This is a genomic window from Nonomuraea sp. PA05 (assembly GCF_008086045.1).
Lineage (GTDB): Bacteria > Actinomycetota > Actinomycetes > Streptosporangiales > Streptosporangiaceae > Nonomuraea > Nonomuraea monospora.
The window spans coordinates 1-16002 of the sequence record NZ_VSEY01000085.1; the positions used below are offsets into that span (position 1 = coordinate 1).

Sequence of the window (16002 nt, forward strand, 5' to 3'; positions counted from 1 at the left end):
CGGCCCCCCGAACCGGGCGGGCCTCGCGGCCCCGCCCGCCATGACGGCCCGCGAGGTCGTCCGCTGCCGTGAGCCCCTTTCGCCCACCGGGCACTGGGAGCAGCTTGCCCGCGAAACCCGCGCCACCTGGGCCGACGTGGCCGCCGCCGGGCTCGCCTGCTACCTGGGCCGCCTCACCGGCGCCACGGACGTGCTCATCGGGCTGCCGCTGACGAACCGCAGCGGGGCCGCCCTGCGCGTGCCGTGCCTGACCGTGAACGTGCTGCCGGTGCGGCTCGACGTGCGGCCACGGCGGACGGTGGCCTCGCTCGTCGGGGAGGCGGCGCGGCGGATGGCCGAGGCGCGGCGGCACGGCCGGTACCGGATCGAGGACCTGCGGCGGGACCTGGGGCTGGGGGGAACCTTCCGGGCGTTGTTCGGGCCGTTGCTGAACATCAAGCCGTTCCCGTCCGAGGTGAAGTTCGGCGGGGCGCGCGGGGTGGTGACCAACCTCGGCGCCGGGCCGGTCGATGACCTGGCGGTGGCGTTGTTGCTGGACGGGGATCGGCTGACGCTCGAACTCGACGGCAACGCCGCCCTCTACACGCGGGAGGCGCTGGCCGGGCACGCTCGCCGCCTGGCCGCCTTCCTGTCCGCGCTGGGCACCTGCCCGCCGGACACGCCCATCGGGCGGTTGTCCCTGCTGACGGAGGAGGATCGGGACGCGCTGGGGCTGGACGGCGGGACGTCCGCGGCCGCGGCAGGGCGCTTCGCGACCGTCGTGGAGGCGTTTCTGGAGCAGGTGCGGGCCACCCCCGGCGAGACCGCGCTGAGGTGCGGCGACGAGGCGCTGACCTTCGCCGAGCTGGGCGAGCGCGTGGACCGGCTGGCCGCGGCCCTGACCGCCGCGGGCGCGGGGCCCGAGCAGGTCGTCGCCGTCGCCCTGCCGCGCTCGCCCGACCTGGTGGTGGCGCTGCTCGCGGTGCTGCGCAGCGGTGCGGCCTTCCTGCCCGTCGACCCCTCTTACCCGCCCGGCCGCCGCGAGCTGATGCTGGCCGACGCGGCCCCGTCGATCGTCCTCACCCCCGAGTGGCTCGCCTCCGACCCGCTCGCCTCCGTCCCGCTCGCCTCCGTCCCGCCCGCCTCCGACCCGCCCGCCTCCGACCCGCGCGTCTTCAGCGACGCGCCACTGACCGGCGCGCGACTTCCCCACCCCGACCACCCCGCCTACGTCATCCACACCTCCGGCTCAACCGGCCGCCCCAAGGGTGTGGCAGGCACCCACCGTGGCCTGGCAGCGCTCCTGCGCAGCCACCGCGACCGCCTGTTCCCCATAGTCCGGCGGCTGCGCGTGGCCCACACCGCGTCGTTCTCGTTCGACGCCGCCCTCGACCCGCTCCTGTGGATGATCGGCGGCCACGAGCTGCACCTGCTCCCCGACGACGTCTACCGCGACCCCGAGGCGCTCACCGCGTACGTCCGCGACCACGCCATCGACTACCTCGACCTCACCCCCTCCCACCTCAAGGAACTCCCCGCCCTGCTGACCGACCCGCCGAGAATCGTCGTGGTGGGCGGCGAGGCCGTCCCGGAGCCCCTGTGGCGCGCCCTCGCCGAGCGGGCCGGAACCACGGCCGTCAACCACTACGGCCCCACCGAGTCCGCCGTGGACGCCTACACCTGGCTGGGCGACGGCACGCAAGGCCCCACCACCGGCACCCGCGTGCACGTGCTCGACCACGCCCTCCAGCCGGTGCCGGCCGGCGGCGCCGGCGAGCTGTACCTGGCGGGGGACGGGCTGGCGCGCGGCTACCTCGGCCGTCCCGGCCTGACCGCCGAACGGTTCGTCGCCGCTCCAGGCGGGACCCGCGTGTACCGGACGGGCGACCGCGCCCGCTGGGCCGCGCCCGGCCGGCTGGAGTTGCTGGGCAGGGCCGACGACCAGGTGAAGGTGCGCGGCCTGCGGATCGAGCCCGCCGAGATCGAGGCCGTGCTGGAAGCGCACGAAGCCGTGTCGGCCGCCGCCGTCGCGGTGCACGGCGACCGCCTCATCGCTCATGCGGTGCCCCAGGGGAACATGGACGGGCTGGCCGCGTTCGCCGCCGCACGCCTGCCCTCCGGCATGACGCCCGCCGCGTTCGTCCTCCTGGACAGGCTGCCCCGCACCCCCAACGGCAAGCTCGACCGCGCCGCCCTCCCCGCCCCCGCCCCCGCGACCTCGGCCGCCACCGGCAGGCAAGCGGACAACGAGGCGGAGGAAGCCATGTGCGCCCTGTTCGCCGAGGTGCTCGGGCTGCCCCAGGCAGGCCCCTGCGACGGCTTCTTCGACCTGGGCGGCCACTCCCTGCTGGCCGCCCGCCTGACCGTCAGGGTGCGGGAGACGTTCGGCAGGACCCTGCCCATCGCGGACGTGTTCGCCACCCCCACCCCCGCCGAGCTGGTCACCAGGCTGGGCACGACCACGGTGCCCCGCCCGCCCCTGACCCGGCGCGCCAGGCCGGACACCATCCCGTTGTCGTCCGCGCAAGCCAGGCTCTGGTTCCTGTACCGGATCGAGGGCCCCAGCCCGACGTACAACCTCCCGCTCGCCGTCCGCCTGACCGGCCGGGTGGACCGCGCCGCGCTGCGGCAGGCGCTCGACGACGTCGTGGCCAGGCACGAGATCCTGCGCACGGTCTTCCCCGAGCGGGACGGCGTGCCGTACCAGGAGATCCGCGACCGGATGAGCGTGCCGCTGCCCGTCTGGCAGCCCGACGACCCCGGCCAGGCCATGCGGACGATCGCGCGCCGCGGCTTCGACCTGGTCGCCGAGCCGCCGTTCCGCGCCCACCTGCTGCGCCTCGGCCCGGACGAGCACGTGCTGATGCTGGTCCTGCACCACATCGCGGGCGACGGCTGGTCGGCGGGGCCGCTGGTGAAGGACCTGCTGGCGGCCTACGAGGCCCGGAGGAGGGGCGCCGCGCCCGCGTTCGAACCGCTGCCCGTCCAGTACGCCGACTACACGCTCTGGCAGCGCGAGCTGACCGACATCGGCCTGCCGTTCTGGCGGGAGACCCTGAGCAACCTGCCCGATCAGCTCGCGCTGCCGTTCGACCGGCCCAGGCCCGCCGTGTCGGGCGGCGCGGGCGGCACCGTGCCCGTCACGTTGCCGCCGGAGCTGATGGAGGCGGCGCGGAAGCTGGCCGGTCAGGCGCGCGCCAGCGTGTTCATGGTGCTGCACGCCGCCCTGGCCGCGCTGCTGACCAGGCTCGGCGCGGGCACCGACCTGCCGATCGGCACCCCCGTCGCGGGCCGGGACGACAGCGCGCTGGACGGCGCCGTCGGCTTCTTCGTCAACACGCTCGTGCTGCGCACCGACACCTCCGGTGACCCGGCCTTCGCCGAGCTGCTGGAGCGGGTCAAGGCCGCCGACCTGGCCGCGTTCGAGCACGGCGGGCTGCCGTTCGACCGGCTCGTGGAGGCGCTCAACCCGGTCAGGGCCCGCAACCGGCACCCGCTGTTCCAGGTCATGCTGGTCTACCAGGACGCTCAGGACCTCGACGGGGTGCGCCCCGTGCACACCGGCACCGCCAAGTTCGACCTCACGCTGAGCCTCGGCCCGTCCGGCACCGGCTTCCTCGAATACAGCGAGGACCTGTTCGACCGCGGCACCGCCCGCGCCGTCGCCCGCAGGCTGACCCGGCTGCTGGAGCAGGCGCTGGCCGACCCGTCACGGCCGATCGGCCGCCTCGACCTGCTCGACCCGGCCGAGCGCCGCACGCTCGTCGAGGAGTGGAACGGCGACCTGGTCAGCGAGCCGGGCCCGACGCTGCCCGGCCTGTTCGAGGCGCAGGCCCGCCGCACCCCTGACGCCGTCGCGGTCGGCGACCTCACCTACGCCGAGCTGAACGCGCGGGCCAACCGGCTGGCGCACAAGCTCATCGCGTACGGGGCGCGCCCCGGCGCGATCGTGGCCCTGTCGCTGCCCCGCACGCCCGACCTGGTGGCCGCGCTGCTGGCGGTGCTCAAGGCGGGCGCCGCCTACCTGCCGCTGGACCCGTCGCACCCGGCCGACCGCGTCGACTTCATGGTCGCGGACGCTGGCCCGGTGTGCGTGGTGGACGAGAGCTGGCTGGCCGGCCTGGACGACTGGCTCGACCACGACCCGGAACCGGACCTGCGGCCCGGCGACGCCGCGTACGTCGTCTACACCTCCGGCTCCACCGGCCGCCCCAAGGGCGTGCTGATCACCCACCACAACGTGGTGCGGCTGCTGTCGGCCACCGACCACTGGTTCGGGTTCGGGCCCGGCGACGTGTGGACGCTGTTCCACTCCTGCGCCTTCGACTTCTCGGTGTGGGAGCTGTGGGGCGCGCTGCTGTACGGCGGCCGGCTGGTCGTGGTCCCGTACGAGGTGAGCCGCTCTCCGAGCGACCTCCTCGACCTGCTGGAACGCGAGCGCGTCACCGTGCTCAACCAGACCCCGCCGGCGTTCCACCAGCTCGCCGCCGCCGATGACGGCCGCGACCTGGCGCTGCGGTACGTGATCTTCGGTGGCGAGGCCCTGGAGCCCGCCAGGCTGGAGGAATGGCGGGCCCGCAGGCCGGACGTGCCGCACCTGGTCAACATGTACGGCATCACCGAGACGACCGTGCACGTCACCCACCACGTGCTGACGCCGGACCGGCGGCACGGCAGCCCCATCGGCACCGGCATCCCCGACCTGCGGATCTACGTCCTCGACGACGCCCTGCAGCCGGTCCCCGCCGGGGTCGCGGGCGAGCTGTACGTGGCGGGCGACGGCCTGGCCCGCGGCTACCTGGGCCGCCCCGGCCTGACCGCGGGGCGGTTCGTGGCCGACCCGTTCGGCCGTCCGGGCTCGCGCATGTACCGCTCGGGCGACCTGGCCCGCTGGCTGCCGGACGGCACGCTCGACTACCTGGGCCGCGCCGACCAGCAGGTCAAGGTGCGCGGCTTCCGCATCGAACCGGGCGAGATCGAGGCGGCGCTGCTCGGCCACCCGAACGTCACCCACGCGGCGGTGATCGTCCGCGAGGACCGCCCGGGCGACAAGCGCCTGACCGGCTACGTCGTGACCTCGGGCGACGTCGGCGACCTGCGGGCCCACGCGAGCCGCACCCTGCCTGCGTACATGGTCCCGTCCGCCGTCGTCGAGGTGCCGTCGCTGCCGCTCACCGTCAACGGCAAGCTCGACCGGGCCGCCCTGCCCGCCCCCCGGGCGGCGGCCGGGACGGGACGGCTGCCGGACGGGCCGCGCGAGGAGACCATGTGCGCGCTGTTCGCCGAGGTGCTCGGCGTGCCCAGGGTGGGCGTGGACGACGGCTTCTTCGACCTCGGCGGGCACTCGCTGCTCGCGGTGCGGCTGGCCGCCAGGGTCAAGGAGGTGTTCGGGGCCGAGGCGCCGATCGGCGCGCTGTTCGAGGCGCCAACCGCTGCCGGGCTGGCCGCGCTGGTCGAGGGCGGCGCCCGCCGGGACCCGCTCAAGGTGCTGCTGCCGCTGCGCGAGGCCGGCTCGAAGGCGCCGCTGTTCTGCGTGCATCCCGCCGGGGGGCTGAGCTGGTGCTACGGCGGCCTTATCCGGCACGTGCCCGACCGGCCGATCTACGGCCTCCAGGCGCGCCGCGAGGGGCTGCCCGCCTCGCTGCGCAAGCTGGCGGCCGACTACGTGGCCCAGCTCAGGCTGATCCGGCCGGACGGCCCCTACCACCTGCTCGGCTGGTCGACCGGCGGCATCATCGCGCAGGAGATGGCCGTGCAGCTCCGGCTGGCCGGGCAGCGGGTGGCGCTGCTGGCCGTGCTGGACGCGTACCCGGCGGAGGGCATGCGCGACCTGCCCCCGTCCGACGAGGCGGAGGCGCTGGAGGCGCTGCTCACCATGGGCGGCTTCGCGCCCGACGCCGCGCTCACGCTGGACCGCGTGGTGGAGATCCTGCGCCGCGAGGCCAGCCCGCTGGCCGGGCTGCCCGCCGGGACGCTCACCGAGCTGAAGGACCTCTGCCTCAACACCAACCGGCTGGTACGCGGCCTCGACACCCGCGCCTACGACGGCGACGTGCTGTTCTTCCGCGCCACCGTCGACACCGTCGACGACACCCTCACCGCGGACGCCTGGCGCCCGCACGTGACCGGCGCGATCGAGGCGCACGACGTGGCCTGCAGCCACAAGGACATGACCCAGCCGGGACCGATCGCCGAGATCGGCGCGATCGTCGCGGCCCGGCTCCGGGAGCTCGACACGTGAACCCCTTCGACGACCCGGACGGCGAGTTCCTCGTGGTGGCCGACGACGAGGAACAGCACTTCGTCTGGCCCGGCTTCGCCGCCGTGCCCGAGGGCTGGTCGGTGCGCTTCGGGCCGGACTCGCGCGCCGCCTGCCTGGCCTGCGTCGCCGCCTTCTGGACGGACCCGCGCCCGCGCGGCCCGGCACGGGCACCGCGACCATGATCGACCCCGGGCGGCGGGCGCCCATGTGCGCGGAGGCGTCCCGCCGCCCGGGGTTCCCCATCTTCAGAGCCAGCCGGCCGCCAGCGTGGTCAGGCCGGTGGCCAGGCCGCCCAGCCAGCAGGCGGGGTCGTGGCCGCCGTTGTACTCGGTGAGGCTCACCTCGTACCCCTGGCCGGCGAGCGTCTCGGCGAAGCGGCGGTTCTCCGCCAGCAGCATCCACTCCAGGACGCCGACCTCCACGTGGAAACGCACCGGCAGGCGGGGCGCGCGGGCGTACCTGCGGGTCAGCCACTCGGGGTCGTCGTCGCTCCACCAGTACGAGCCCGACTGCGACAGCACGTTGCCGAACCGCTCGGGCGCCACCAGCGCGGCGTAGGAGGCGCTCAGCCCGCCGAAGCTCTGCCCCGCGATCACGGTGAGGCCGGGGTCGGCGCCGGCCTGCCACTCGCGTTCCGCCCACGGCAGCAGCTCGCCCGCGAGGAAGCGCACGAACGGTTCGTGGCAGGCCAGCTCCCGGCGCCGGGTGGGCCGGTCCATGGAGTCGGGCATGAGCACCACGGCCGGCGGCAGGTGGCCGTCGGCGATCAGGTTGTCGAGCGTGGGGCCGATCCGCCCCGCCCACACCTCGCCGTCGAGCAGCACCACCACCGGGTACGGCCCCCTACCGTGACCGGGCGGCGCGTAGACCCACACCCGCCGCCCCGCCACCCGGGCCTCCGTCACACGCCCCCGGGGGACGCCGGGCCTGGGGTCGCGGTAGGGCTGCGGCGGGGCCTGCGGCAGCTCCAGCAACGAGGAGGGGTGGCGGTCGGGCGAGTTCGGGACCGTGCGGGGGTTGCGCGGGTCGGGCAGCGCGGCACGCATGACCTTCAGCCAGGACTCCCTGTCGGTGCCCGGCAGGGTGGCGCACGGCAGGATCTGGTAGCCGGCGCGCAGGTCGGCGTCCAGCTCGTACGTCAGGTGCAGCAGGTCCGTGCCGGGCAGCGGCGTCATGACGTGACCCGTGATGTCACCCGCGTGCCTGTCGCGGTCGGTCACGGTGTTGATCAGCACCACCGCCCGCTCCGCCGCGGAGCCCGCCTCCCACAGGAACGTCACCCGGCACTTGCCCGGCGTGTCCGCGGGCTCGATGACGGGCGTGGCCGACTCGGCGAGGGTTGCAGGCGTCATGGTTCACGACCTCCGGTCTGACATCAGGGTCCACAGCAGGAAGGGGCCGCCGAGGATGCTCGTGACGACCCCGACGGGGATTTCGGCGCCGTCCAGCGCCGCGCCGGCCAGCACCAGCTTGAGCGGCGACATCCGCGGGCCGAGCACCAGCACGACCCCGGTGGCGGCGAGTGCCCCGCCGAGCGCCCACGCCAGGTACGCGCCGCCAGTCTGCGCGCCGGCGGCGACGAACCCGGTGACGACGCCCAGTGCGGCGCCCGCGTTCGCGCCGATCAGGTAGGCGAGGACCTGGCCGGGTGCGACGCGGCCCGCGCCGGTCAGGACGGAGGCCGCGCACAGGGCGAGCAGCACGAGGGCACCCAGTCCGCTTGCTTAAACATAAGGTAAGGCTAACCTAAAATAGGCAAGCCTTCCCTAACTTCACTCGTGGAGCTCGCATGGCCCCTCTCCGCAGGCTCGGCGGACTTCTCCTCGCCCCCGCCGCCGTCCTGGCCGCCGTGGCGTGCGGCGTGTCCTCCACGCCCGCCGCTGTACGCGAGGTCAAGGACGCCACCGGCACCCTGATCAAGGTCCCGGCCGCGCCCCAGCGGGTGGTCATCCTCACCCAGGAGGACCTGGACTCCGTGCCGGCCCTGGGGGTCAAGCCCGTGGGCATCACCAACGGGCAGGGCATCGGCACGCCCCCCGCGTACCTGGCCGGCGAGGTGCGGGGCATCCCGATCGTGGGCAACCTCCTGCAACCGGTCATCGACAAGGCCGTCGAGGCCCCACCGTGGTGACGATGGCGTCCACCGACGACTGGAAGCCGTCGTTCATGGCCGTGGCCAGCACGCTCAACAAGCTCGACGTCGCCCGCGTCACCGAGGCCAAAGGGCAAGATCGAGCCCGCCGAGGTGAGCATCGTCCGCTGGAACCCGCAGGGCCCGAGCTGGATGGAGAAGCACCCGCGGCGCGCCGCCGGCCGCAGGCATCGTCCTGGACGACCTGGTCAAGGCCCTGTCCGGAAGCTGAGCCCGTCCGCACGGCGGGAGGCCCTCGCCGCCCGCCCCACCCCCCGACGCCGAGGAGCCCGCATGGTCAGAAGCAACCTCAACACCAGCCGGATCAAGCCCATGACCTCCGAACTGCTCATCCTCCAGGTGCTCCGCCGCGAGCGCCTGTCGCCGCACTTCGCCCGCGTCACGCTCGGCGCCGGGGACGCCGGACGCTTCGTGCCCATGGGGTACGACCAGTGGTTCCGCCTCTTCCTGCCCGTCGCCGCCGACTCGCTGGCCCGCCTGCCCGGCCGGCTCACCACCCTCAGCTACGCCAAGTTCCTGACGATCTCCAAGACCTCCCGCCCCGTGCTGCGCAACTATTCCGTACGCGCCTACCGCCCGGACGGACCAGAAGGCCCCGAGATCGACGTGGACTTCGTCCTGCACGGCTCGGCCGCCGACGGCACGGCCGGGCCCGCCGCCATCTGGGCCGAGACCTGCGCGCCCGGCGACAGCGTGGCCATCATCGACGAAGGCGTCGGCTTCAACCCGCCGCCGGGCACGCGACGCGTCGTCCTGGTGGCCGACGAGAGCGGGCTGCCCGCGATGGCGGGCATCCTCGCCTCCCTCCCGCCGGACACCGTCGGCCACGCGCTGGCCGAGATCCCCGCTCCCGAGGACCGTCAGCCGCTCGACGCGCCCGACGGCGTCGAGGTGACCTGGCTGGTACGCCAATCCCACGCCGCCGCGCCCGGCACCCTCGCCCTGGCGGCCGCCCGCGCCCTGCCGCTGCCCCAAGAGCCCTTCTACGGCTGGGTGGTGGGGGAGTCGGGGCTGGCCACGGGGCTGCGGCGGCACTGGGTGCGGGGCGGCGTGCCGAAGGAGCACATCATGTTCTGCGGCTACTGGCGGCGCTGAGAGTCATTCGTACGGGCTCTCCGGCCGTTCGATCGGCTCGGCCCGGTCGGCGGCCAGCGCGGGCACCTCGCCCGGACGCGCCGGATCCCACACGCCGGTGACCCGCACCCAGGTGTCCGGGGGAGGGGCGGGCGTGCCGCGCACCGCGACCTTCATGATCATGGCGTCGGCGGCGCAGCAACCGATGCGCATCCGGGCGAGATACCACTCGCCCGCGCGCGCCGAGGGGACGGCGAAGCCGGTCAGCCGGACGGTCCTGCCCTTGAGGGAGCGGCCGTACCAGGCGCGGTCGGCGAACTCCAGCATGGTCAGCACGTTCACCCGGCCGCTTTTGAGTGGTTCGCGTTCCGCGTCCACGATCGTGGGCGGGGGAGGGGCGGGGGTGTGGGTGCCTGCCTGCTGTACGGCGTACGAGCCGAGCGGGGGCGGGGCGATGAGCAGGATCGCGGACACGGGCACGATCAGCAGCCACGCCACCGCCGGCGTGCGGTGCGGGGTGTCCGGCGCCGGCGGTGGGGCGAACGGTTTGGGGGTGCGGCCGAGCATGCGTGCCAGGTGCAGCTCCTCCGCCATGAGCGGGTCAGACGCGGCCGTCTCGTGCCGCCCCTCCCGCAGCCGCCCCAGCACCGGCACCGCGCCCGGCACCGCCCCCGGCACCGCGCCCGGCACCACACCTGGCACCACACCTGGCACCGCGCTTGTGCCCGCCGCCTCGCCTGTGCCCGCCCCGCCTGTGCCCAGCGGCGTGCCTTTGCCCGCTCTCGTTCTCGCTGACGCTCTCGCGACCGCGACCGCCAGCGCGACCATCGCCAGCCCTGTCGCGATCAGCAGCGGCCTAAAGCCCGGCTTGACGTAGTTCGCGTAGTCCGCCGAGAAGACGGAGATCCGCAGCAGCGCACCACCGACCAGGAGCAGCAGCAACGATTCGGACAATCGCTTCACGTCAGCTCGTACGGCTCCTCAGGCACGGCGACAGGCGCCACCTCGTCCACCTCGATCGCAGGCTCGTCACGAGGAACCCAGGTCCCGGTCACCCGCACCCACTGATCCTCGCGCGGCGCCGGATCCCCTTCCACGGCCACCTCCAGAACGAACGCGTCGGCGGCGCAACAGGCCATCCGCATCCTCGCCACGTACCAGCCACCGGGCACGTGCACCGCGAACCCGGTCAGGCTGACCCGGCGGCCCGCCAGCGACCGCCCCGCCATGGCCCGCCCCGTGAACTCGCCCAGCGTCAGCTCCGCCACCCCGTCCCCAAGGGCCCGGTAGCCGATGGCGGGCGGGGGCGCGGTGACGCCGTTCCTGGCCGCGTACGAGCCGAGGGGCGGCGGAACCACCACCACGATCGCGAACACCGGCGCCGCCAGCAGCCACGCCACCCGGGGCGCGCGCCCGCGCCGGAGGAACGCCGGGATCGCGAGCAGCACCAGGGCCACACCCGTCACCACGAGCGCCGGACGGTACCCGGGGCGGACGTAGTTGGCGTACATCGACGAGAACGCCGACACCGCCAGCAACGTCGCCCCCAGCACCAGCAGCACGCTCGCCTGCGACCGCCCGCTCACAGCACCGACACCCGGCTCACCCGCGCCCGCCCGCTCACAGCAGCGCCCATCCGGCCACGAAACTGACGCCGATCGCCAGGCCCAGCGTGAGCGGCACGAACCGCCGTACGAAAGCCGCCCCGAACGTGCCGGTCTGCAACGCGATCAGCTTCAGATCCACCATCGGCCCCACCACCAGGAACGCCAGCTTCGCCGTCGGCGAGAACGCCGTCAGCGAAGCCGCCACGAACGCGTCGGCCTCAGAACAGATCGACAACAACACCGCCAGAAACGCCAGCACCAGCACCGACACCACCGGCACCCCGGCCACTGCGGTCAGCCACTCGCGAGGCACCACCACGTTCAGCGTCGCCGCCGCCAGCGCCCCCACGACCAGGAACCCGCCCGCGTGCAGCAGATCGTGACACATCGCCCCCACGAACGCGTCCCACCGCCCGCCATGCCCGTGCGCGGCGGCCGTCCGGCGCGGCGCCGGCAGCCACTCGGCACGCCCGAACCGCGCCCAGATCCACCCCGCCAGCACCGCCACCACCAGGGACGCGCAGAACCGCGCCACCACCATCGACGGCTGGCCGGGAAACGCGACGGCTGTCGCCACCAGCACGACGGGGTTGATCGCGGGCGAGGCGAGCAGGAACGCCAGCGCCGCGGGCGCCGCCACCCCGCGCGCCATCAGCCCGGACGCGACCGGCACCGACGCGCACTCGCACCCCGGTAACACCGCCCCGGCCACGCCCGCGACCGGCACCGCCGCGTAGGGGTGGCGAGGCAGCGCACGCGTCCAGAAAGACGAGGGCACGAACGCGGTGATCGCCGCCGACAGCGCCACCCCGAACAGCAGGAACGGCAGCGCCTGCACGCACACCGCCACGAACACGGTGGCCCAGGTCTGCAGCGCCGGATGCGTCAGCAGCGGCGCCAGCCAGAACCTGCCCGCCACCAGCAGCCCGGCCAGCACCACGAACGCCCACGGCCACCCGGTGCCGCGCCGCTCCACCGCCTGAGTCATCACCCTCCGCTCGCTCAATGGCGGGACATAGTATGACATGTCCCTGACAACGGTTTTCATTGTTTCCGGCACCCGGAATTTGTCGTGGCCGCCCGCTAGGGTCCCGGTCCATGGCACAAGCGCTGGCGCCGCACACGAGCGCCCGACCCTCTTCTCCCACGCCCGCGTCCGCCTGGGAGGAGACCCTCGCGAGGGTCACGTCCGGCGACGCCGCGGGGCTGGCGGCGTACCTGGTCACGCTGGACGAGCCGGCCCGCAGGAAGGTGGCGGCGGAGCTGCCCGGCTACGTGACCGCCACCGCCCGCACGGCCGGATGGCGGGAGTGGGCGGCGCAGGGCAGACCGCTCCTCGTGGCGGGCGTGGCCTGCATGGGCGGCGCGGCGGCCGTGACGGCGTGGCTGTTCCGGCGCGAGCTGCCCCGCTGGCTCGGCGAAGCCGACATCGAGCTGCTTCTCGGCCTGCTGCGGCGGCGGCCGGTGGAGTGGCGGGCCGACGTGGCCCGCCGCGTCGCCGCCCGCATGCGCCTGCCGCAGCCGCGGCACTGGGAGCTCGCCGCCGCGCTCGTCCGCGAGACGGGCATGGAGCCACCGGACGAAGAGCCGTTCGTTGTCGGCTGGCTGCGCAGGCTGCACCCGGAGACGGCGGGCCGTGACCCGCTGCTGGCCGCGTACGGGCACCGCATCTTCGACCTCGACGCCCTCGCCCAGACCTCGCTCTGGCGGGTCGTCGAGACGGTCGTGCACCTCGTCCACCAGGGCCTGCTCGACCGCGCCGCCGTCATCGACGCCGTCGTGCGGCGGCTGCTGCGCGACGGCCCGGCGGCGCGCGCGGAGCTCGCGGGCCTGCACGACCGGCTCGACCTCGACATCGACGAGTCGGCCCGCTACGCCAGGGACTACGCGGGCCTGCTGCCCGCCGGCCCCGTCACGGTCGCCGACGTGGCGCTGGCGCAGCTGCGGCGGCTGGAGGAGGCGGGGCGGCTCCCGGAGGAGCTGTTCGCCGAGGCGATGGGGGCGCTGGCGTTCCGGCCGGAGAAGAAGCTGCTGCGCGCGGCCGTGTCGTGGGCGGGCGACGCCGTGCTGCGTGACGCGGGCCGCGCCGACACCGTCCTCGACGCCCTGTCCACGATCTTCACGCAGGACACGCTCGCGCTCCAGGAACGCGCCGTGCGCCTGGCCGTCCGGCTCGCGCCGCAGGCCGGGCCCGCCGGTCACGAGTCGGTGCGGCAGGCCGCGGCCGACCTGCCCGCTGAGCTGTGCGAGAAGATCTCCGCGGCGTACGGCGGCGGCATCGCCGAGGCGGCCCCGCCCGCCGCGCCGCCGCTGTCGGCGGGGGAGGGTCCACCGCTGCCGCCGCCCATCGCCTCGCCGGAGGAGCTCGTCGTGGAGCTGGAGGCCTTCCGCTGGCCGCCGGACGTGTACCTCTTCGAACGCCTCCTCGCGGGTCTGGCCGAATGGTCGCACCGCGATCCCGAACGGCTCAGGCAGGCGCTGCGGCCCTGGTGGCACCCGTTCGACCCGGCCACGTACGGAGACCACGGCCGGGAGGTCCACGAGAGCCTCTACACCGCCGTGTCGCGGGCGTTCCTCGCCTTCGCCGCCCCGGAGCGCAGCAGGAAACTGACGGCGCAAGGCCCCCGGCGGCGCCGCTACCCCGACGCTCCCGGCGCGATCGAGCAGCTCTACCGGCGCCGCGCCATGGAGCTGGTGACCCCCTTCGAGCAGGGCACCGGCTACCCGGTGCTGCTGGCCACGCCCACGTCGGGCACCGGCCACCTCGACCCGTCCGTGCTGCTGGACCGGCTGGAGCGGCTGGAGTCCGCGGGAATCGAGGCGCTTCCGGCCGACTTGGCCCAGGCACTGCTTCGGTTACCGCGCCGGACCGCGCCCGCCGACGTCGAGCTGACGTCCGGGCTGACGTCCGGGCTGACGTCCGAGCTGACGTCCGAGCTGACGTCCGAGCTGACGTCCGAGCTGACGTCGCGCCGCATTGAGCCCGCCGACATCGAGCGGGCGTCCAGGCTGACGTCGCAGGCGGGGCGCACGTGCGCCGCGTGGATGCGCGACGGCGGCATGCCCGACCCTGCCGCGACCGTCGCCGTGGACAGAACGGGCGGCTTCCTGATGCTCCAGGGCACCCTCACACCACCCGATCCAAGCCTGCCCGCCGAGATCCGCGCCCTGTTCGAGGTCCAGAACGGCCACACGTACTCACTCACCTGGTGGCCGTTGGCCCTCCCCGCCCACCGCGAGGTCGCCGCGGCCCACCTGGTGGGCTACCTGCCGTGGTCCATGGACTCCAACGACCGCCAGACGCAGGTCCTGACCACCCTCGCCCACGGCGACGGCCCCATCGGCGCCGCCACCGCCCACGCCCTGGTGTGCGGCATGAACCACGTCAACCCGGCCGAACGCGCCGCCGCCACCGACGCCTTCCTCACCCTCGCCGCCCGCGGCGAGATCCCGGCCGAAGCCTTCGCGGAGGCGGTGACGACCCTGGTCACGGCCGACTTCGTGAAGCTCAACCGGGTGGTCTCCGTCCTGGACGACGCCACCCAGGCGGGGGCGCACGAGGCGGTGTGGGCGGTGATCTCGGGCGTGCTGGCGGGCCTGCTGCCCAGGGATGGCGAGCGTCCCCGCGCGGGCGCTGCCGACCTGCTGGCGGCGGGGGCCCGGGCGGCCAGGATCGCGGGCGTACGGGCGGAGCTGCCCGAGGTGGCGGCGGTCGCGGGCCGCAAGGGATCGAGCCGCCTGGTCCAGGAGGCACGACGACTCACCCAGCTCATCGCAGGCGCACGCTGAGACCAGGCGGCTCATCCAGCTTGTTGAAGGCGCACGCTGAGACGAGGCGGCTCATGTCCAGCTTGTTGAGGGCGCACGCTGAGACGAGGCGGGCTCATTCAGCTCGTCGGCGGTGCACGCTGAGGCCCGCCCTCACTCCACGACCGCGGTCACCTCGGCCTCGATGAGAATGCCCGGCTCGAACAGCACCTCCACCCCGATCAGCGCAGCAGGCGGCGTGGCGATGTCGAACTCCCGCGCCGCCTGCTCGATCCCCGCGTTGAACGCGTCGTACATCTCCCTCTTCCACCCCGCCGCGTACCACGTCATCCGCACGACGTCATGAAAGGTCGCCCCCGCCGCGGCCAGCCCCTTGGCGACGTTGCGATAAACCTGCACCACCTGCCCGGCGAGATCACCGGGCGCCACCAGCTCGCCGTTCTCGTCCCAGGCCACCTGCCCCGCGATGTGCACCTGCCTGCTCCCCGTCGCCACCGCCACATGGTGGTAGACGGGGACGCGCACATGTCCGTCGGGGTTGATGAGCGTAACAGCCACGCGATCTCTCCTTGCTCTCTTGCGGTTACTGAGGAACTGTAGGAGAGTGTGCGCTGACGTGGAAGAACGCACTTTTCAGTGACTGGGGAACCAAATGGTGAGCAAGCAGGTCAGCAGCCTGTCCGACGAGGCGGACCTGAGGCGCGCCGACTCCCTGGCCCGTGAGATCTTCTCGGACGTCGCCAACAAATGGGCGCTGCTCATCATCGAGGCCCTCGGCGATCGCACCCTCCGCTTCAGCGAACTACGCAAGGAGGTGGAGGGCATCAGTCACAAGATGCTCACCCAGAACCTGCGCATGCTCGAACGCAACGGCCTGGCCGAGCGGAAGGTGCACCCGACGGTGCCGCCGCGCGTCGAGTACACCCTCACCCGGCCGGGCCAGGCCCTGCGCGCGACGGTGGACCTCATCTGCGGCTGGACCCACGAGTACTTCGGCCACATCGAGTCGGCCCGCCGCCGCTTCGACACCTGACCACCACCACACGACCGAGCCGCCTGCCACCGCTTCGCCCCCGCCCGCCACCGCGGCGACGCCCGGCCCGCGACGCCCGGCCCGCGACGCCCGGCCTGCGACGCCCGGCCTGCGACGCCCGGCCTGC

General features: G+C 74.2%; 12 protein-coding genes. 6 read left to right on the forward strand and 6 right to left on the reverse strand.

Features of this window, described 5'->3' with window-relative positions:
* Positions 1-40 precede the first annotated feature (40 nt).
* Positions 41-6220, forward strand: a complete 6180-nt coding sequence (locus FXF51_RS59260) for an amino acid adenylation domain-containing protein (RefSeq protein WP_222871987.1) — start codon at positions 41-43, stop codon at positions 6218-6220.
* Positions 6217-6423 (forward strand): MbtH family protein, encoded by a 207-nt coding sequence (locus FXF51_RS59265; RefSeq protein WP_148443665.1) that lies wholly within the window; start codon positions 6217-6219, stop codon positions 6421-6423. The genes FXF51_RS59260 and FXF51_RS59265 overlap by 4 nt, the downstream gene beginning before the upstream one ends.
* A 63-nt stretch (positions 6424-6486) precedes the next feature.
* On the opposite strand, the gene fes is transcribed toward FXF51_RS59265, so the two are convergent.
* Positions 6487-7593, reverse strand: coding sequence for an enterochelin esterase (fes, locus tag FXF51_RS59270; RefSeq protein WP_148443666.1), 1107 nt, complete (start codon positions 7591-7593; stop codon positions 6487-6489).
* Positions 7594-7596: 3 nt separating this feature from the next.
* Positions 7597-7944, reverse strand: a complete 348-nt coding sequence (locus FXF51_RS59275; protein ID WP_148443667.1) for a hypothetical protein — start codon at positions 7942-7944, stop codon at positions 7597-7599.
* An 86-nt stretch (positions 7945-8030) separates the two neighbouring features.
* On the opposite strand from FXF51_RS59275, the gene FXF51_RS59280 reads away from it, so the two are divergent.
* The gene (locus tag FXF51_RS59280; protein ID WP_148443668.1) at positions 8031-8372 is read left to right on the forward strand and encodes an ABC transporter substrate-binding protein; all 342 of its coding nucleotides are present in this window, start codon (positions 8031-8033) and stop codon (positions 8370-8372) included.
* A gap of 294 nt (positions 8373-8666) precedes the next feature.
* On the forward strand, positions 8667-9488 hold the full coding sequence (locus FXF51_RS59285) for a siderophore-interacting protein (protein ID WP_148443669.1): 822 nt from the start codon (positions 8667-8669) through the stop codon (positions 9486-9488).
* A gap of 3 nt (positions 9489-9491) precedes the next feature.
* On the opposite strand, the gene FXF51_RS59290 is transcribed toward FXF51_RS59285, so the two are convergent.
* From FXF51_RS59290 to FXF51_RS59300, 3 genes are read right to left on the reverse strand one after another with little or no spacing between them, the layout of a single operon-like run.
* Positions 9492-10430 (reverse strand): TIGR03943 family putative permease subunit, encoded by a 939-nt coding sequence (locus tag FXF51_RS59290; protein WP_148443670.1) that lies wholly within the window; start codon positions 10428-10430, stop codon positions 9492-9494.
* Complete coding sequence (locus tag FXF51_RS59295; RefSeq protein ID WP_148443671.1) at positions 10427-11053, reverse strand: TIGR03943 family putative permease subunit; 627 nt, start codon at positions 11051-11053, stop codon at positions 10427-10429. Before FXF51_RS59295 ends, FXF51_RS59290 begins: the two co-directional genes overlap by 4 nt.
* 34 nt (positions 11054-11087) lie before the next feature.
* Complete coding sequence (locus FXF51_RS59300; protein WP_262380652.1) at positions 11088-12062, reverse strand: permease; 975 nt, start codon at positions 12060-12062, stop codon at positions 11088-11090.
* A 110-nt stretch (positions 12063-12172) separates the two neighbouring features.
* Here FXF51_RS59300 and FXF51_RS59305 point away from each other — a divergent pair, with 110 nt between their 5' ends.
* Positions 12173-14863 carry a DUF6493 family protein gene (locus FXF51_RS59305; protein WP_148443673.1) on the forward strand — a complete coding sequence of 897 codons (2691 nt, stop codon included), beginning with the start codon at positions 12173-12175 and terminating at the stop codon, positions 14861-14863.
* Positions 14864-14995: 132 nt separating this feature from the next.
* Here FXF51_RS59305 and FXF51_RS59310 read toward each other — a convergent pair whose 3' ends face one another.
* Entirely contained in the window at positions 14996-15400 is a 405-nt protein-coding gene (locus FXF51_RS59310; protein ID WP_148443674.1) for a RidA family protein, read from the reverse strand.
* 94 nt (positions 15401-15494) lie between these two features.
* Here FXF51_RS59310 and FXF51_RS59315 point away from each other — a divergent pair, with 94 nt between their 5' ends.
* Positions 15495-15875, forward strand: coding sequence for a winged helix-turn-helix transcriptional regulator (locus tag FXF51_RS59315; protein ID WP_148443675.1), 381 nt, complete (start codon positions 15495-15497; stop codon positions 15873-15875).
* Positions 15876-16002 lie beyond the last annotated feature (127 nt).

What these genes read in the sequence shown, in the direction of transcription:
- FXF51_RS59260 (WP_222871987.1), top strand. Translation starts at nt 41, where the DNA reads ATGACGGCCCGCGAGGTCGTCCGCTGCCGTGAGCCCCTTTCGCCCACC.
- fes (WP_148443666.1), bottom strand. Translation starts at nt 7,593, where the DNA reads ATGACGCCTGCAACCCTCGCCGAGTCGGCCACGCCCGTCATCGAGCCC.
- FXF51_RS59280 (WP_148443668.1), top strand. Translation starts at nt 8,031, where the DNA reads ATGGCCCCTCTCCGCAGGCTCGGCGGACTTCTCCTCGCCCCCGCCGCC.
- FXF51_RS59285 (WP_148443669.1), top strand. Translation starts at nt 8,667, where the DNA reads ATGGTCAGAAGCAACCTCAACACCAGCCGGATCAAGCCCATGACCTCC.
- FXF51_RS59300 (WP_262380652.1), bottom strand. Translation starts at nt 12,062, where the DNA reads ATGACTCAGGCGGTGGAGCGGCGCGGCACCGGGTGGCCGTGGGCGTTC.
- FXF51_RS59305 (WP_148443673.1), top strand. Translation starts at nt 12,173, where the DNA reads ATGGCACAAGCGCTGGCGCCGCACACGAGCGCCCGACCCTCTTCTCCC.
- FXF51_RS59315 (WP_148443675.1), top strand. Translation starts at nt 15,495, where the DNA reads ATGGTGAGCAAGCAGGTCAGCAGCCTGTCCGACGAGGCGGACCTGAGG.